Origin of the sequence: Aquimonas voraii, from assembly GCF_900101825.1 — a bacterium.
GTDB lineage: Bacteria > Pseudomonadota > Gammaproteobacteria > Xanthomonadales > Xanthomonadaceae > Aquimonas > Aquimonas voraii.
In genome coordinates this window covers 842397-858737 of the sequence record NZ_FNAG01000001.1, presented here as the reverse complement: position 1 = coordinate 858737, position 16341 = coordinate 842397, and the positions used below count along the sequence as shown (strand labels likewise).

Sequence of the window (16341 nt, the reverse complement as noted above, 5' to 3'; positions counted from 1 at the left end):
ACCCTCTCACACCAGCTTGAGCTCGAACGCCTTCAGCACCGCACGCGTGCGGTCGCGCACACCGAGCTTGCTGAGGATGTTGGACACGTGGTTCTTCACCGTGCCTTCGGCCACGCCCAGTGAGTTGGCGATTTCCTTGTTGCTGTAGCCACCCGCCATGAGCCGCAGGATCTCGGTCTCACGGTCGGTCAGCGGGTCGGGTCGATCAAGGCTGGTGAAGTCGTTCTGCATGCGCTCCAGGCCCGAGAGGAGGCGCTGCGTCACCACCGGCTGCACCAGCGAGCCGCCGGCGGCGACGGTCTGCACCGCGTCGACCAGCTGCTCCAGCGAGACGTCCTTCAGCAGGTAGCCGCGAGCGCCCAGCTTGATGCCCTGCAGGACCAGCTGGTCGTCATCGAAGGTGGTGAGGATGATCGTCGCCGGCATCGAGCCGCGCTCGCTAAGGTGCTGCAGGGTCTCGATGCCGGACATCACCGGCATGCGCATGTCCAGCAACACGACGTCGGGCTTGACCTCGTCGATTTTTTCCAGCCCCTGCTTGCCGTCACTGGCCTCGGCCACCACCCGGATGTTGTCGGACAGCTCCAGCAGCGAGCGGATGCCCTGGCGCACCAGGGTTTGGTCGTCGACCAGGCAGACGCGGATCATGCGGGGGTCTCCACGGGAAGGTGCAGGCGCAGGGCGAAGCCCTGGCCGGGTGCGGTTTCGATTTCAAGTGTGCCGTCGAACTCGGCCACGCGCTCGCGCATGCCGCGCAGGCCATTGCCGGCGCTGACCGCGTCGGCGCCGCGGCCATCGTCGCGCGCTTCGAGGCGAACGCCCGCGGCATCGCTGGCGATGCGCAGGTCGAGGCGCTGCGCACCTGAATGGCGGGCGGCATTGGTGATGATTTCCTGGGTGGCGCGCAGCAGCACCTGGGCGCGGCCCGGATCGCTGATGCGGAAGTCGGCCGGCACATCCAGCCGCACCTCCAGCGAGGGCACGCCATCGACCAGGCTGAACAGGGCCTCGCGCAGGTCGATGGCGTCGTCCTGGCGCAGCTGGCTGACCGCCTCGCGAACATCCGACAGCAGCAACTTGGCCAGCGACTGCGCCTGCTTCACATGCTCGCGCGCCTTGCCGTCCGACAGGTGGGTGGCGACTTCAAGGTTCAGGCTGAGCGCGGTGAGGTGGTGGCCCAGCAGGTCGTGCAGCTCGCGCGAGATGCGCGAGCGCTCGTTGAGCCGCGAACTCTCGGCCAGCAAGGCGCGGGTGGCGCGCAACTCGGAGTTCAGCCGGCGCTGCTCCTCGCGGGCGTCCATCTGCCGCCGCGCCACCACACTGGTCAGGAACACGAAGCTCGAATAGCCGAACAGCAATACGGCCTGCAGCGGCGCGCTGATCCAGTCGAACCCGTCGATCTGCAGGAACACGGGGATCAGGGCGCTGTGCTGGCCGACCAGCCAGACCAGGCCCCAGCCCAGCGACAGGAACCAGGGCAGCAGGCCGGCGATGACGATCAGGAAGGCGCCGGACAGGCCGGATTCGGTGAAATGGCCAATGCCAATCGCCGAGACGGTCAGCAGGGCGAGCAGCAGCAGATGCAGCCAGCGGGCGCGCGGCCGCGGCCCCGGCGAGCGCGTGAGCAGCCAGTAGCAGACGCCGAAGGTGAGATAGCAGAAACGCCACCAGATCAGATCGCTGCCGCTGATGTCCTGCTGAAACAGATCGATCAGCAGCGGGACGCCCATGCAGCCCCAGGTGAAGAGGCCTGCGAAGCGCAGCAGCTGCATCGGATTCAGGCGGGCGAGCATCTGCGCATGATAGGCGGGGTGCTGCAGCGGGCACCCTGCCTGTGGTCATGAGGGGCCGGGAATCGGGAATGGGGAGTCGGGAATCGATGACAGCGCGGCGATCGCCGTGCAGCGGCCCACCATGACGGGAAGGATCGCGAAGGCTTCTGACGATTCCCGATTCCCAACTCCCAACTCCCGATTCCCGGCTCTTCAGAACGTCCTCGCCCGCGCCGGCTCCGGCAGATACAGGGTCTGACCGTCCTTGCAGCTGAACGCGGCTTGGAACGAGGGCAGATGCGGCAGCGGGCCGTTGACGCGGAAGCGCGCCGGCGCGCGGGTGTCGGCAACCAGCAAGAGGCGCAGGGCCTCGTCCTGGTAGTTGCGACGCATGAGGCGTGCCCAAGCATGGAAGAAGCGCTGCGCCGGCGTCAGCCCGTCGCGGCTCTCGCCTTCCTCGCCGCCGGCCGCGAGGAAGGCGGTGTAAGCCAGCTGCAGCGCGCCCAAGTCGAGCACGTTCTCATTCCAGGTGGCGGCGCCGTCGACCTTGAGGTTGCCCAAGGCGGTGAAGGTCGAGTACTGGCCGACCAAGCCTCGCGAGCGTTCCGCGTAGGCCGCGCGGTCGCCGTCGCTCAACAGGCCTCGACGCGCGCCCGAAGCCGGATCGAACACGCCCATCAGGCCGCGCGCGATCAGCACGCCGGCGACGCCGTGATTGAGTGCGACATCGCCCGCGGGCTCGAACAGCGGGGACTGCAGCACCGCAGCCGGCACATACAGCGTGTGCGTCGCCGCCTGGTAGCTGACCTGCAGGCTCGACGCCGACACCGGCCAAGCGCGGCGCGGTGCCTCGCCCAGCGCGGCGAGCGCGCGCTGATGGCGGGCTCGACTGACCGCCAACACGGCCTCGGGCCAGTTCTGCGCCTGCAGCTCGAAACCCTCCCACTCGGTTTCAGTGGGGCCGCCCAGCGCGAAGCTCAGGCGATCGATGTCGGCCAGCAGCGCCTGGCGCCCTTCCGCCTGCAACCAGGTCGCCCCCTCGACCAGCGCTCGCAGCTGCGCGCGCAGGCCTTCCGCCAGAGCCAGCACCGCCTCACGGCGCGGCGCGTCGAAGTGCGCGCGCGCGTAGCGCTGGCCCAGGGCCTCGCCGAGGCTGGTCTGCAGGAAGTTCAGAACCCGCGCCTCCCGGCTCGGAGTCGCCTGGCCGCCCAGGGTCTCGGTGAAGAGTCGATCATGCGCCTCGACGAAGGGCTGCCCAAGGTAGGGCGCGGCTGCATGCAGTACATGGAAACGCAAGTAGGCCTGCCAGTCGCTCAGCGGCTGCGTGGTGAAGCGCGAGTTCAATGCCGAGAAGAAGCTGGCGTGGGCCAGCGAAATGTCGTCGAGCTTGCGCAGGCCCTGCGCCTTCAGGTAATCGCGCCAACGCAGCTCCGGCTGGGCGCGCTCGAGATCGCGCACCCGCGTCAGCCGGTAGCTGTTGCGGGGATCGCGCAGCTGCTCCAGCGACAGCGAAGCGCTCGCCAGATCGGCTTCCATCGCCAGCACCCGCTGCGATTCCGCGGCCGCATCGACGCGGCCGGCCAGGCCAAGCAGGCGCTCGACATAGGCCCGATAGGCCTCGCGCAACTCCAGTGCCGGCGCATCTTCGCGCAGGTAGTAGTCGCGATCCGGCAACCCCAGTCCGCCCTGGTTCGCATAAGCGATCAGACGCTCGGGGCGGTCGAGATCGGGGGCGACCGAGAAGGCGAACAGGATGGGTGCCCCCCAGGCGTGCAGTTCGCCGAGCAGGGCCGGAAGCTCGCGTGGCTTCTCAAGGCCATCGATGCGCTGCAGAAAGCGGGCCGCAGGGCCGAGGCCCAGCGCGTCGATCGCCGCGGTGTCCATGCCGAGCGCGTACAGGCGGGCGATGCTGCCGTCCAGCGCGTTGGCCGGCGCATTGGCGAATCCCTTCAGCAGGTCGCGCTGCTGCTCGGCACGCAGGACGCGGAGCTCGTCGGTGTAGCCGATGCTGGCCTGGCCGGCCGGCACCGGCGTCGCTGCCAGCCAACCGCCGTTCGCGTGCTGGTAGAAATCCATGCAGGCCGCGGTGGCGGCGTCGCGGTGGCGGGCGTCCAGGGCACTGTCGGCGTGAGCCAGCGGCAAAGCACACAGGACGAAGGCCACAGTGGACAACAGACGAGCGGGCGAGCGGAGCATCGGAAACAACCTGGGGGAACTTCGGGGGGCGCACAGTGTAGCGGCCCCGCGCCCCGGCACCCGCGGCGCTGGCGCTATGATCGCCGGGGTTTCCACGCACTGGGGTCGATATGCGCATCACCATCCACGGCGCCGCCGGCGAAGTCACCGGCTCCTGCCATCTGCTCGAATTCGGCCACCAGCAGGTGCTTCTGGACATGGGCATGATCCAGGGCGGGCACGAGGAAACCCAGCGCAACCGCGACGAGTTCCCGTTCGACCTGCGCAAGCTGGATGCGGTGGTGATCAGCCACGCCCATATCGACCACCTCGGGCGCCTGCCGCTGCTGGTCAAGCGCGGCTATTCGGGCCCGGTCTACACCCACCGCGCCACCGCCGATCTCGCGCGGATCATGCTGGAGGACTCCGCGACCCTCGCCGCGGCCGATGCGGAGCGCGACAACCGCCGCAAGCTGCGCGCGGGCGAAGAGCCCGACGCCGAGCCGCTGTACTCGCTCGGTGATGTCGCCGACGCGCTGCGCCTGTTGCGTGGGCTCGACTACGACGAGCCCGCGGAGATCCTGCCCGGGCTCACGCTGACCCTGCGCGATGCCGGCCATATCCTTGGCTCGGCCTCGGTCAGCCTGACCGGCGAGACTCCGAAGGGCAAGCGAACCTTGGTGTTCTCCGGCGACATCGGACCGCGCGGCACCCCGATCATGCGCGACCCCGCGCCCGTGCCCGGGGCCGATCTCGTGCTGCTGGAGAGCACCTACGGCGATCGTCTGCACCGTTCGCGCGATTCCACCATTGATGAGCTTGGAGAAGTCTTCGATATCGCGGCGCACGAGCGCGGCAATGTGCTGATCCCGGCCTTCGCCGTGGGCCGCAGCCAGGAGCTTCTGTACTGGATGGCCGAGAACTACGAGCGCTGGCACCTTGATCGCTGGCAGATCTATCTCGATTCGCCCATGGCGCTGAAGGTCACCGAGGTCTATGCCCGCCACAAGCCTCTGCTCGATGCGCCGGCCCGCGCCGCCTGGAACGGCAGCGGCAACCCCTTCGGCCTACCCAACCTGCGTCTCGTCAGCAGCGTGCAGGATTCGCAGGCCCTCAACCAGCGTGGCGGCGGCTGCGTGATCATCGCCGGCAGCGGCATGTGCAACGGCGGCCGCATCCGCCACCACCTGCGCCACAACCTGTGGCGAGAGAACGCACATGTCGTCTTCGTCGGTTACCAGGCCCGCGGCACGCTCGGCCGGCGCCTGGTTGATGGTGCTGATTTCGTCGACATCTTTGGCGAGCGCATCCGCGTCAAGGCCCGCCGGCACACCGTCGGCGGCCTCTCGGCCCACGCCGACCAGAACGGCCTCAGCCAGTGGTACGGGCAAATCCCCCAGCATCCGCGGGTGCTGCTGGTCCACGGCGAAGATGAAGCCCGCGAAGGCCTGCGGGTGCGTCTGGGCGAGCAGTACGGCTGCGATGTGCGGGTGCCGCAGGCGGGCGAGCAGTTTGATGTTTGAGAGCCGGGATTCGGGATTGGGGATTCGGGATTCGACCGAAGGTCGATGCGGCTGGGCACGCATCTAGGACGAGGACACTCGCCGCCTCTCTGCATGCTGAAGGGGGCGGCAGCTTGGAAGCTCGCGACTACCTCCCCACGAATCCCCAATCCCCAATCCCCAATCCCCAATCCCGGCTTCAAACGAATCCCGAATCCCGAATCCCCAATCCCGCGCGCGCAGCGCGCAGCGCAGCCCTAGAATGCGCTCCCCTCCCTGCCCCCGCCCCCCGCCATGAAGGCCCTGCTCGAACGCGCGCTTGCCCACCCCTTCACCGAACGCTTCGTGCTGGCGGTGATCCTGATCAACGCCATCACTCTGGGGCTGGAGACCGATGCGCGGGTGATGGCGCGCTTCGGAGAGTGGCTGCTGGTGCTGGACAAGGCCGCGCTGGTGATCTTCTGCATCGAGCTTGCCGCCAAGCTCTACGTGCGCGGGCTGCGCTTCTTCCGCGACCCCTGGAATGTGTTCGACTTCGTGGTCGTCGCGATCGCCCTGCTGCCGGCCTCGGGGCCACTGTCGGTGCTGCGCGCGCTGCGCATCCTGCGCGTGCTGCGGCTCATCACCATCGTGCCCTCGCTGAAGCGCGTGGTCGGTGCCCTGTTGGGCGCCCTGCCCGGCATGGCCTCGATCGTGATGCTGCTTGTGCTGATCTTCTATGTCGGCGCGGTGATGTCGACCAAGCTGTTCGGCGAGGCCTTCCCCGAGTGGTTCGGCAGCGTGGCCGACTCCTTCTACACCCTGTTCCAGGTGATGACCCTGGAAAGCTGGTCGATGGGCATCGTGCGGCCGGTAATGGAGGTCTACCCCTACTCCTGGCTGTTCTTCATCCCTTTCATCCTCGCCACCAGCTTCACCGCCTTGAACCTGTTCATCGGCGTGGTGGTGTCCGCCATGCAGGCCGAGATCGACGCCGACCGCGAGCGCGTGGTCGAAGAAGCCGTGGCCAAGGGCGAAGAGCCTCTGGTCGAGGAGGTGCGCGCGCTGCGTGCCGAAATCGCACGCCTCTCGCAGCGATTCGAGGGCACGGACCGGCCGGCGTGAGTCGTTCCACGCCCGCCCGGGTCGCGGTGGTCGGTGGCGGCCCCGCCGGGCTGATCGCCGCCGAGCGCCTGCGCGCCGCCGGTGCCGAGGTCGATGTGTACGAGCGCATGGGCTCGGTCGGCCGCAAGATCCTGATCGCCGGCAAGGGCGGCCTGAACCTCACCCACTCTGAGGCCTTCGCACCCTTTGTTGCGCGCTATCGCGAGGCGGCCCCTTGGGTGCAGCCCTGGCTTGAGTGCTTCGGTGCGAGTGCGCTGCGCGACTGGGCGCGCGGGCTCGGCGTCGAGACCTTCGTTGGCACTTCGGGACGGGTGTTCCCGAGTGACCTGAAGGCCGCGCCCCTGCTGCGCGGCTGGGTGCGGCGGCTGCGCGAGCAGGGGGTGCGCTTCCATGTGCAGCATCGACTGGTCTCGATCGAGGGAACGCGCCTGGGCTTCTACACGCCCGATGGGTCGGTCGAGGTGATGGCCGACGCCGTGGTGCTGGCGCTGGGCGGCGGCTCCTGGGCCAAGCTCGGCAGCGATGGCGCCTGGGTGGATCTGCTGCGCACGCGTGGCGTCGAGGTGCGCGATCTCGCACCGAGCAACTGCGGCTTCGAATGCGACTGGTCGACGAACTTCAAGTCAAGCTCCGCCGGGCTGCCGGTGAAGCCCGTGGCGGCCGCATGGATCGACGCCGCGGGCCAGCGCCAGCGAAGGCAGGGCGAGTTCGTGCTGACCGAACACGGCATCGAGGGCAGCCTGATCTATGCGCTCTCGGCGGACTTGCGCAGCCAGATCGAGCGCGACGGCCGCGCCGAGCTGTGGCTCGACCTGTTCCCGGAGCGCTCGCTCGAACAGCTGCGCAGCGCCTGGCAGCGGGCCCGCAGCGGCGAAAGCACCGGCTCGAAGCTGCGCAAGCGCCTTTGTCTGGATGGCGCCCGCCTGGCGCTGGTATACGAACGCCTGCCGAAATCGGCGATGGCCGATGCGGAGGTTCTGCTCCCCGCGCTGAAGGCCTTGCCCCTGCAGCTCGCCGCGACGCGCCCGCTGGATGAAGCGATCAGCAGCGCGGGCGGCGTGCGTCGCGAGGCGCTGGATGCGCACCTCATGCTGCGCGACCTGCCGGGCGTGTTCTGCGCCGGCGAAATGCTCGATTGGGAAGCGCCAACCGGCGGCTACCTGCTGACGGCCTGCTTCGCCAGCGGCCTGCGCGCGGCGGAAGGCGCGCTGGACTGGCTCGCCGCGCGGGCCTGACACGCGTTGCGCTCGCCGGACCGCGCGCAAGACGCCGATACCGTCCGGTGAACGCGCGGCCCTGCAGATCCCGTCCGCCCGCTCAGCAGACCTCGAACACCAGCAGATCCGCAGTGGCCGCGGCGATACTCTGGCCCAGGCTGATGCACCCGCTGCGGCGCAGCGGCAGTTCGTTGCGGTGCACGCGCAGCTCGTCCTCATCGCCGATCCGCACGAAGCTGCCGTTGGTGCTGCGGTCGGTCAGCACCCACAGCCCGCGCCGGCATTCTAGGCTGGCGTGGTTGCGGCTGACCCATTCGGTTTCGATCGACAGCCCGCAACCAGGATCGCGGCCCATGCTGAAGGGCGGTGCGTCCTCGCGCAGCTCGATCACCCGACCGCGGTGGCGCAGGGTCAGCCGTGCGCCGCCCTGGGTGGTGTCGTCCACCTTGATGACGTGCTGGACGGCAGTCAGGTTGGAGGTATCGTCCTGCCAGATGAGGTCGACGATCTCGATCGGCAGCAGCTTGCCGGCCACCCGCGCACGGCCGAGGGCCCGTGAGCGGATGCCGCCAACGATGGTGAGGTCCTTGACCGTGCCGGCAGTGGTGACGATCTGCTCGCGTTTGGCCAGTGCTGCCATGCGCGCCGCCACGTTGACCGCATCGCCGTAGACGTCGCCGTTTTCCAGCAGGGCTTCACCGTGATGGAAGCCGATGCGGATGCCCATCTTCTCGGCGACGAACTCTGGATCAGTGCTGACCCGGCGCTGCATGTCGCAGGCCGCCAGCGCGGCCTGCACTGCGGCCGGGAAGGTGCACATGATCTCATCGCCAATGGTCTTGACCAGGCGTCCGCCATGCGTGCCTGCAATACGGGTCAGAGCGTCCAGCACGTTGGCGATGATTCGCCGGGCCTCGACATCGCCCAGGGTCTCGAACAGCCGGGTGCTGCCGCTCACATCGGCAAACAGGATCGAGAGGGGCTGGGTCGCGCTCATGGACCCGCATCATAGGCATTGGTGGCGCCGCCGTCATGGCGCGCCCCACCCACGACCACACCTCAGGCAGCAGGCTTCTCGTAGGCCTTGACGGCGGCGGGTGCCACAAAGCTGTCGGCACAGGCCAACGGCCAGAACAGCTCGAACACCGGATGCCTCGGCACGCCCTCCAGCAGCTCACCTGGCTTGACGAAGAAATGCAGGTTGGCGAGCGAGCGGATCTCGTTGCCCGAAACGCGGCGGATGATGTGCTCCGGTCCCAACTGATCAGGATGCTGCAGGCCTGCCGCCGCCAGCAGATCGCGCAGGGCCTTCAGCGTGTTGCGATGGAAGTGGTAGACCCGCTCGGCTTTGTCCGGCACCACCAGGGCGCGCTGACGAGACGGGTCCTGGGTGGCCACCCCGGTCGGGCACTTGTCGGTGTGGCAGCTCTGCGACTGGATGCAGCCCAGCGCGAACATGAAGCCGCGCGCCGAATTGCACCAGTCGGCGCCGATTGCAAGCGTGCGCGCCATGTCGAAGGCGGTGACGATCTTGCCGGCCGCGCCGATCTTGACCCGAGGACGCAGGTTGAGGCCGACCAGGGTGTTGTGCACCAGGATCAAGGCTTCGGTCAGGGGTGCGCCGACGTGGTTGGTGAACTCCAGTGGCGCTGCGCCGGTGCCGCCCTCGCCGCCGTCGACCACGATGAAATCCGGCGTGATGCCGGTTTCAAGCATCGCGCGAGCGATGGCGAACCATTCCCAAGGGTGGCCAATGGCCAGCTTGAAGCCGGTCGGCTTGCCGCCCGACAGCTCGCGTAGACGAGCGATGAACTTGAGCAGCCCGATCGGAGAATCGAAAGCGCTATGGGGCGCCGGCGAGAGGCAGTCCTGGCCCACCGGCACGCCACGCGCCTCGGCAATCTCCGGCGTCACTTTCGCGCCCGGCAGAATACCGCCCTGCCCCGGCTTGGCGCCCTGGCTCAGCTTCAGTTCGATCATCCGTACTTGCGGGTCGCGGGCGTTCTCGATGAAGCGCTCCTCGCTGAAGCTGCCGTCGGAATTTCGGCAGCCGAAGTAGCCCGAACCGATCTCCCAGACCAGATCGCCACCGTGCTCTCGGTGGTAGCGCGAAATCGAGCCCTCGCCGGTGTCGTGGTAGAAGCCGCCGCGCTTGGCGCCGGAGTTCAGCGCGCGGATGGCAGCGGCCGACAGCGAGCCGAAGCTCATCGCCGAGATGTTGAAGACGCTGGCCGAGTAGGGCTGACTGCAGTCCGGCCCGCCGATGCGGATGCGAAAGTCGTGATCGGGCAGCTCAACCGGCTGCAGGCTGTGGTTGATCCACTCGTACTGCGGTCGGTAAACATCGAGCTGGGTGCCGAAGGGCCGCTTGTCCAGCGTGTTTTTGGCGCGTTGGTAGACGATCGAGCGCTGCGCCCGCGAGAACGGGGTCTGCTCCTCGTCGCCTTCCAGCAGGTACTGGCGGATCTCCGGCCGGATCGCCTCCACGAGAAAGCGCACATGCGCCAGCAGCGGGTAATTGCGCAGTAGCGCCCGCGGCGTTTGCAGCACGTCGCGCAGGCCCAGCAGGCTGAGCAACAGCGCCGTCGCAAACAACGACCACCAGCCATTCCCATGCGTCAGCGCGAGCGTGGCGCCCACCGGAACCAGAACGATGCAGGCCAGCCAAGCCAGATAGCGGATGAGCATCGCGAGCGGACTCCTCAAGAGGCAGTGGCCCCCATGATGCCCGCTCAGGACTCAGCGGTGGCGGATCGCCAGCACCTGACCCGGCCGCAGGTTGGCCGCGGCGTGCTCAAGCTCGGAAAGGCTCTCTTCCTCGAACTCCATCGACGTGAGCCCATGGAAGTGGGCGTAGACATCGCCCTCGAAACCGTCGCCCGCGCTCAACGCAAAGCTGCCCTCGGGCACGGCGCCCAACGAGGCCACGGGTTCGAACTCAAGGCGAACGGGATGGGAAGACATCGGCACCTCGGCAGCGTTTCGTGCGGCAGGGTTCAACAACACGCGAAGGATCATTGGGTGGGCCCTCGCCCACCATGAGCTCCACGTTCACCCCGAGCCCCATCCGTGGCGCACCGCAACTGCGGCCCGAACGCGCATCTCCGCGCGCCCGGAACAGCACCGGCAGACCGCAACCTCGGTGTGAGGCGCCAGTCGCGACAGGAAATCGGCCAGAGTGGGCAAGGGCCCAACCTCTCGCGTATCCGGCGAGCGGTAACGAACCAGAGCGATACGTGGTGCCCGGAGCGGGACTCGAACCCGCACACCCTTGCAGGTAGCGGATTTTAAGTCCGCTGCGTCTACCGGTTTCGCCATCCGGGCGGCGGCGCGCAGTGTAGCGGTGCCGTGCGCGCTTGGGAGGATTTGCGACTATGCCTGCCACCAATCGGGCTGCGTGGGCAACCCGAGGCTCGGCTAACCTGCGCGCCGGTTCACCAAAGTCCCCCCCATGTCGCTCACCCATCTAGACCGGCTGGAAGCCGAAAGCCTGCACATCTTCCGCGAGGCCGCAGCGGCCGCGCGCAAGCCGGTGCTGCTCTACTCCATCGGCAAGGACAGCAGCGTGCTGCTGCATCTGGCGCGCAAGGCCTTCGCGCCGGGTCGCCTGCCGTTTCCGCTGCTGCATATCGATACCGGCTGGAAGTTCCGCGAAATGATCGCGTTCCGCGATGCGCTGGCCGCGCGCCTCGGGCTTGACCTGATCGTCCACACCAACCCCGAGGGCAAAGCGGCCGGCGTCAATCCGATCACGCATGGCAGCGCCGTGCATACCGACGTCATGAAGACGCAGGCCCTGCGCCAGGCCTTGGACGCCCACGGCTTTGATGTCGCTTTCGGCGGCGCCCGTCGAGACGAGGAGGCCTCGCGCGCCAAGGAGCGTATCGCCAGCCATCGCAGCCCCGGGCATCGCTGGGAACCCAAGCGCCAGCGGCCGGAACTCTGGCAGCAGTTCAATCTGCGCCACGCGCCGGGTGAGACCTTTCGCGTGTTTCCCATGTCGAACTGGACCGAGGCCGATATCTGGCGCTACATCGAGCGCGAGAACATCGAGGTGGTGCCGCTGTACTTCGCCAAGCCGCGTCCGGTGGTGCGGCGTTCGGGGACCTGGATCATGGTGGACGATGAGCGCCTGCCGCTGGAGGCTGGCGAGCAGCCGCAGCTGTTGAGCGTGCGCTTCCGCACCCTGGGCTGCTACCCGCTGACCGGTGCGATCGAAAGCGAGGCCGCGGATCTGCCGGCCGTGCTGGCCGAAATGGCGGCGTCTCGCGCATCGGAACGACAGGGCCGCCTGATCGACGGCGACGGGGCGGCCTCGATGGAGCGCAAGAAGCAGGAGGGCTACTTCTGATGAACGCCCTGCCCCGGAGCCAGGATTCCGCCTTGAACGAGACCGCTGCCATCGCCCTGCCCGCGCCCGAACACCGGCCGCATCTGCGCCTGCTCACCTGCGGCAGCGTCGATGACGGCAAGAGCACGCTCATCGGCCGCCTGCTGTTCGAAACCGACAGCGTGCCGGATGACCAGCTCGCCAACCTCGAGCTGCTGTCGCGCCGTCACGGCACCCGCGGCGAGCAGGTCGACTACGCACTGCTGCTCGATGGCCTCTCGGCCGAGCGCGAACAGGGCATCACCATCGATGTGGCCTGGCGCTACTTCGGCACGACGCGCACGGCCTTCATCGTCGCCGATTCACCCGGCCACGCCGAATACACCCGCAACATGGTCACCGCCGCCAGTCACTGCGATCTCGCGGTGCTGCTGGTGGATGCCCGCCAGGGCCTGCTGCCGCAGACCCTGCGTCATGCCTGCATCGCGGCCTTGCTGGGCATTGAGCGGGTGGTGCTGGCGGTGAACAAGATGGACCGCATCGGCTTCGACGCCGAGGCCTTCGAGCGCATCGTCGAACGCTTCGCCGACTTCGCCGCACGGGTCGGTCTTGAGCACGTACAGCCGATCCCGCTGTGCGCGATCGATGGCGACAATCTGGTGCAGCGCAGCGCGCGCATGCCCTGGTATGCCGGCCCCGCCCTGCTGGAGCACCTGGAGGCGATGGCCGCCGAATTGGCCTCCGCCCCGCCGCGCCCGCGCCATGCGCCGCGCCTGCCGGTCAGCTGGGTGGTGCGGCCGGATGCCGATTTCCGCGGCTTCGCCGGTCAGCTTCAGGCGGGCGCGCTGCGGGTTGGCGACAGCCTGCGCAGCGTGCCCTCCGGCCAGACCTCGAAAGTGCGCGGGCTGTGGCTCGGCGAACAGACGCTGGACGTCGCCCATCCGGGTCAGTCCATCGTGTTGGCGCTGGAGGACGAAATCGACTCCAGCCGCGGCGATGTGCTGTGCGCGGCCTCGGATCCGGTCGAGGCCAGCGACCAGTTCGAGGTCGACATCGTCTGGCTGGGCGAGCAGCCCATGCTGCCTGGCCGCCCGTATCGCCTGCAGCTCGGCACCGCCAGCGCACTGGCCACGCCGGCCACGCCAAAGTACAGGCTCAACGTTGAGACGCTGGAGCACCTGGCCGCCCGCACGCTGGCGGTGAACGAGATCGGCCGCGTGAATCTGGCGCTCGATCGCGCCCTGCCTTTCGAGGCTTATGCCGACAACCCGGGCCTCGGCGGCGGCATCCTGATCGACACGCTCAGCCACCAGACCGTCGGCGCGGTGATGGTGCGCCACGCCCTGCGCCGGGCCTCCAACCTGCACTGGCAGGCGCTGGACATCAATCGCGCCAAGCGCGCCGGCCAGAAAGGCCAGAAGCCGGCGGTGCTGTGGTTCACCGGGCTGTCCGGCGCCGGCAAATCGACCATCGCGAACCTCGTCGAGAAACAGCTGCACGCGCTGGGCAAGCACACCTATCTGCTCGACGGCGACAATGTGCGTCACGGCCTCAACAAGGACCTCGGCTTCACCGATGCCGATCGTGTCGAGAATATCCGCCGCGTCGCCGAAGTGGCCAGGCTGATGGCCGATGCCGGCCTGATCTGCCTAGTCTCCTTCATCTCGCCTTTCCGCAGCGAGCGCGACTTCGCCCGCGGACTTCTGCCGCCGGGCGAGTTCTTCGAGGTGTTCGTCGATACCCCGCTCGAAGTCGCCGAGGCGCGTGACGTCAAGGGCCTGTACGCCAAGGCGCGGCGCGGCGAGCTGCGCAATTTCACCGGCATTGATTCGGCCTACGAACGACCGCAGTCGCCCGAGCTGCACCTGCAGGCGGACCAGCTGTCGCCGGAAGCGGCAGCCGAGGCGGTGATCGAGGGTTTGCGGCGCGCGGGGGTGCTCGAAGGCGAGCTCTGAACAGCGCCTAAGCCGGGGCCTACACCTGACCGATCGCTTCCAGCCCTGAGGTGGAACGCGCACTTGACGCAGAGCGAGCCCACATAGGGTGGGCCCTGGCCCACCAGGCCATCAGGGCTCGCCCCGCTGCAGCGCCTCACCGAATCGAGACCGAGTGTGCTGAAGCGTTCAGCCGTGGATGACCGGAGCCGGCATGGAGCCAATGGTGGGCCAGGGCCCACCCGATGGATTCGAATGGCAGGGCGCGCCCAACCAGATCAGTGTGTTTGCCGGGCTCGCCGCAATGAGGCGCGGCGGCCTTGCGGCTTCAGGCTGCGCCTGGCCGACAACTCAGCGCTTGCGCAGCGCGCCCGCCAGCAGCAGGACCGTGCCAACGCCCAGCAGAACGAAGCCCAGGGTCTTGCCCTGCTCGCCGCGATCGGCCACGCGGATGCCGCCATCGCCGACCTCCAACGCCTTGTCGCCCACCCGCAGCACTTCGTTCTTGCCTTCGATCTGGACCAATCCCGACACCAGCACGCCGCCGGCGATATCCAACAGCAGTCCGAGGGAGAGCAGCAGTGCGCGCATGGGCGTGGATCCGTTGTTCGTCGCCGCAAGGCGCGGCGCCGTCACTGTGCATAGAGGTCAGTATCGAGACAAGCCCTTTGCCCGCGCGATCGCTCATGCCGCAGGGCACCCCCTGAGTGCGCCCCATCTTTTCGCCTCGGCGGTGGTCCTCACGACCGGCGGGAGCGAGGAAACGGCAGCTGAATCACGATCCGGCATCTCGACGGCAGGGACTGGCGCGAGCAGTGAAGATCTCGTGAGACTCGGCGCCGCGGGATCCCCCGCGGTTCTGAAAGGACTCAGACATGCTTCAACGCAGCCTCATCACCCTTCTCGGCCTTGCCGCGCTCTCGCCCGCCCAGGCTGTCGACTGGCACGTCGGCGTCGGCGCGTTCGATGCGCTCGAGGATCGCTCCCTGTTCGAACCGCGCGACGGCGCCCGGGGCGAAACCGCGGTCACCGCGATAGCCGGCCTGCAATTCGGCCGCGGCTTCGGCATCGAAGCGGCCTGGGCCGACCTCGGCGAGCTCGAGCGCAGCGGTATCGCCGATGGCGGCTACCAGACCGACGGCGATCTGTGGTCGTTTGGCCTGACCTGGACCACGCAGAGCGGCGCGCTGCGGCCCTACGCCAAGGCCGGACTGTTCCAGCGCGAAGAGGAAGGCAGCGCGCTGACCATCGCTGGTCCGCGCCGGGTCTCCGACAACGACAGTGGCTGGATGGCCGAAGCCGGTGCGCGCTGGCACATCAGCGACCTGTTCGCGCTGCGCGCAGGCTACGCGCACTACGATTTCGACCGCGGTAGCGACGGCAGCGTGCAGATGATCGCGGAGCTGCATTTCCAGTGATCACGACGGAGCGGGCGCTGCCGCCCGCTCCCCACTTCCCACGCATTCCGTTCGCTCCCATGCGCGATTCCTGCACGGCGGCTCGGCGGCAACGCGTCTAGGCTTGCGTCATGAACGCCACAGCTGCAGTCGATGAATTCGATCACCCCCTCCTTGGGCTCGACAGGGAAGGCTTCTGCTTCCTGCCGCGTGCGCAGGCGCTGGCTCTGCTGCCAGCACAGGCCGACGTGGACTGGGAGGAGTTCGCCGGCAGCTGGAACGAGCTGGGGCTCGATGAGCACATGGCCGACGGCGGACGCTATCGGCGGCGGCGGCACGCGGTCCTTGCTGCGAGCCACGCACGCGGCATCGAGCGCCTGCCTGATGCGCCGCACTACCAGGCCCTGCACTACAACCGCCTGAACGGCGGTATCGAACGCTGGTTCCAGCCGATCCTGCCCGAGATTGCCGACAGCGCGGCCTTTCGCGCGCTCAGTGCATTCGCGCACGCGCTGTTCTCGCAACGGGCGCCGGAGGTCGAGCGCTGGCAGGTCGAGGCGCACCAGTTCCGCATCGAAGCCCTGCCGGGCCAACCCGGCCAACCGACGCCGGAAGGCGTGCATCGCGATGGCGTGGACTACGTGCTCGTCGCCCTGATCGATCGCCACAACATCCGCGAAGGCACCACCACCATCCATGCCGCCGACAGCACCCAGCTCGGCGCCTTTACCCTGACCGAACCGCTGGACATCGCCCTCGTCGATGACCAGCGCGTCTGGCACGGCGTCACCGCCGTCGAGCCGATGGATCCGGATGCGCCGGCCTGGCGTGATGTGCTGGTGTTGACCTTCAGGCGTGCCGAAGCGGTGCTGAGCGCTGCGTCAGCCTCATAGGCGAGGCCCCGTCCCAC

The 16341-nt window shown here is 68.2% G+C and carries 14 protein-coding genes and 1 tRNA gene; 7 read left to right on the top strand and 8 right to left on the bottom strand.

What is annotated here, in order from left to right; genetic code table 11:
* Window positions 1–6: 6 nt before the first annotated feature.
* From BLP83_RS03625 to BLP83_RS03615, 3 genes are all read right to left on the bottom strand, one after another.
* Window positions 7–648, bottom strand: coding sequence for a response regulator (locus tag BLP83_RS03625; RefSeq protein WP_091238928.1), 642 nt, complete (start codon window positions 646–648; stop codon window positions 7–9).
* Complete coding sequence (locus BLP83_RS03620) at window positions 645–1793, bottom strand: sensor histidine kinase (RefSeq protein ID WP_091238925.1); 1149 nt, start codon at window positions 1791–1793, stop codon at window positions 645–647. The genes BLP83_RS03625 and BLP83_RS03620 overlap by 4 nt, the downstream gene beginning before the upstream one ends.
* Before the next feature lie 192 nt (window positions 1794–1985).
* Window positions 1986–3968 (bottom strand): M13-type metalloendopeptidase, encoded by a 1983-nt coding sequence (locus BLP83_RS03615; protein WP_091238923.1) that lies wholly within the window; start codon window positions 3966–3968, stop codon window positions 1986–1988.
* 110 nt (window positions 3969–4078) lie between these two features.
* Here BLP83_RS03615 and BLP83_RS03610 point away from each other — a divergent pair, with 110 nt between their 5' ends.
* The 3 genes from BLP83_RS03610 to BLP83_RS03600 all read left to right on the top strand — a co-directional run bounded on the left by BLP83_RS03610 (window position 4079) and on the right by BLP83_RS03600 (window position 7788).
* Window positions 4079–5470 carry an MBL fold metallo-hydrolase RNA specificity domain-containing protein gene (locus tag BLP83_RS03610; protein WP_091238921.1) on the top strand — a complete coding sequence of 464 codons (1392 nt, stop codon included), beginning with the start codon at window positions 4079–4081 and terminating at the stop codon, window positions 5468–5470.
* A 273-nt stretch (window positions 5471–5743) separates the two neighbouring features.
* The gene (locus tag BLP83_RS03605; protein ID WP_091238919.1) at window positions 5744–6553 is read left to right on the top strand and encodes an ion transporter; all 810 of its coding nucleotides are present in this window, start codon (window positions 5744–5746) and stop codon (window positions 6551–6553) included.
* Complete coding sequence (locus tag BLP83_RS03600) at window positions 6550–7788, top strand: TIGR03862 family flavoprotein (RefSeq protein ID WP_091238916.1); 1239 nt, start codon at window positions 6550–6552, stop codon at window positions 7786–7788. The genes BLP83_RS03605 and BLP83_RS03600 overlap by 4 nt, the downstream gene beginning before the upstream one ends.
* A gap of 82 nt (window positions 7789–7870) precedes the next feature.
* On the opposite strand, the gene BLP83_RS03595 is transcribed toward BLP83_RS03600, so the two are convergent.
* The 4 genes from BLP83_RS03595 to BLP83_RS03580 all read right to left on the bottom strand — a co-directional run bounded on the left by BLP83_RS03595 (window position 7871) and on the right by BLP83_RS03580 (window position 11094).
* Window positions 7871–8767 (bottom strand): adenylate/guanylate cyclase domain-containing protein, encoded by an 897-nt coding sequence (locus BLP83_RS03595; protein WP_091238914.1) that lies wholly within the window; start codon window positions 8765–8767, stop codon window positions 7871–7873.
* 62 nt (window positions 8768–8829) lie between these two features.
* Window positions 8830–10458: an FMN-binding glutamate synthase family protein gene (locus BLP83_RS03590; RefSeq protein WP_091238911.1), complete on the bottom strand. Its 1629-nt coding sequence runs from the start codon at window positions 10456–10458 to the stop codon at window positions 8830–8832.
* A 51-nt stretch (window positions 10459–10509) separates the two neighbouring features.
* Window positions 10510–10734, bottom strand: a complete 225-nt coding sequence (locus BLP83_RS03585; RefSeq protein ID WP_091238909.1) for a hypothetical protein — start codon at window positions 10732–10734, stop codon at window positions 10510–10512.
* Between the two features lie 273 nt (window positions 10735–11007).
* Window positions 11008–11094: transfer RNA gene (locus tag BLP83_RS03580), tRNA-Leu, on the bottom strand.
* A gap of 127 nt (window positions 11095–11221) precedes the next feature.
* Here BLP83_RS03580 and cysD point away from each other — a divergent pair.
* A complete protein-coding gene (gene cysD / locus BLP83_RS03575) occupies window positions 11222–12121 on the top strand; it encodes a sulfate adenylyltransferase subunit CysD (RefSeq protein ID WP_091238907.1) in 900 nt (299 codons plus the stop codon).
* Complete coding sequence (gene cysC / locus BLP83_RS03570; RefSeq protein ID WP_091238904.1) at window positions 12121–14055, top strand: adenylyl-sulfate kinase; 1935 nt, start codon at window positions 12121–12123, stop codon at window positions 14053–14055. The genes cysD and cysC overlap by 1 nt, the downstream gene beginning before the upstream one ends.
* Window positions 14056–14385: 330 nt before the next feature.
* On the opposite strand, the gene BLP83_RS03565 is transcribed toward cysC, so the two are convergent.
* Window positions 14386–14625 carry a hypothetical protein gene (locus BLP83_RS03565; protein WP_091238901.1) on the bottom strand — a complete coding sequence of 80 codons (240 nt, stop codon included), beginning with the start codon at window positions 14623–14625 and terminating at the stop codon, window positions 14386–14388.
* A gap of 284 nt (window positions 14626–14909) precedes the next feature.
* Between BLP83_RS03565 and BLP83_RS03560 the strand changes: the two genes are divergently transcribed.
* Together BLP83_RS03560 and BLP83_RS03555 are read left to right on the top strand one after the other, a co-directional pair.
* Entirely contained in the window at window positions 14910–15452 is a 543-nt protein-coding gene (locus tag BLP83_RS03560; protein WP_091238900.1) for an outer membrane beta-barrel protein, read from the top strand.
* Window positions 15453–15562: 110 nt separating this feature from the next.
* Window positions 15563–16324: a 2OG-Fe dioxygenase family protein gene (locus BLP83_RS03555; RefSeq protein WP_091238897.1), complete on the top strand. Its 762-nt coding sequence runs from the start codon at window positions 15563–15565 to the stop codon at window positions 16322–16324.
* Window positions 16325–16341 lie beyond the last annotated feature (17 nt).

What these genes read in the sequence shown, in the direction of transcription:
- BLP83_RS03560 (WP_091238900.1), top strand. Translation starts at nt 14,910, where the DNA reads ATGCTTCAACGCAGCCTCATCACCCTTCTCGGCCTTGCCGCGCTCTCG.
- BLP83_RS03590 (WP_091238911.1), bottom strand. Translation starts at nt 10,458, where the DNA reads ATGCTCATCCGCTATCTGGCTTGGCTGGCCTGCATCGTTCTGGTTCCG.
- BLP83_RS03555 (WP_091238897.1), top strand. Translation starts at nt 15,563, where the DNA reads ATGAACGCCACAGCTGCAGTCGATGAATTCGATCACCCCCTCCTTGGG.
- BLP83_RS03595 (WP_091238914.1), bottom strand. Translation starts at nt 8,767, where the DNA reads ATGAGCGCGACCCAGCCCCTCTCGATCCTGTTTGCCGATGTGAGCGGC.
- BLP83_RS03620 (WP_091238925.1), bottom strand. Translation starts at nt 1,793, where the DNA reads ATGCTCGCCCGCCTGAATCCGATGCAGCTGCTGCGCTTCGCAGGCCTC.
- BLP83_RS03615 (WP_091238923.1), bottom strand. Translation starts at nt 3,968, where the DNA reads ATGCTCCGCTCGCCCGCTCGTCTGTTGTCCACTGTGGCCTTCGTCCTG.
- BLP83_RS03610 (WP_091238921.1), top strand. Translation starts at nt 4,079, where the DNA reads ATGCGCATCACCATCCACGGCGCCGCCGGCGAAGTCACCGGCTCCTGC.
- BLP83_RS03605 (WP_091238919.1), top strand. Translation starts at nt 5,744, where the DNA reads ATGAAGGCCCTGCTCGAACGCGCGCTTGCCCACCCCTTCACCGAACGC.
- BLP83_RS03585 (WP_091238909.1), bottom strand. Translation starts at nt 10,734, where the DNA reads ATGTCTTCCCATCCCGTTCGCCTTGAGTTCGAACCCGTGGCCTCGTTG.
- cysC (WP_091238904.1), top strand. Translation starts at nt 12,121, where the DNA reads ATGAACGCCCTGCCCCGGAGCCAGGATTCCGCCTTGAACGAGACCGCT.
- cysD (WP_091238907.1), top strand. Translation starts at nt 11,222, where the DNA reads ATGTCGCTCACCCATCTAGACCGGCTGGAAGCCGAAAGCCTGCACATC.
- BLP83_RS03565 (WP_091238901.1), bottom strand. Translation starts at nt 14,625, where the DNA reads ATGCGCGCACTGCTGCTCTCCCTCGGACTGCTGTTGGATATCGCCGGC.
- BLP83_RS03625 (WP_091238928.1), bottom strand. Translation starts at nt 648, where the DNA reads ATGATCCGCGTCTGCCTGGTCGACGACCAAACCCTGGTGCGCCAGGGC.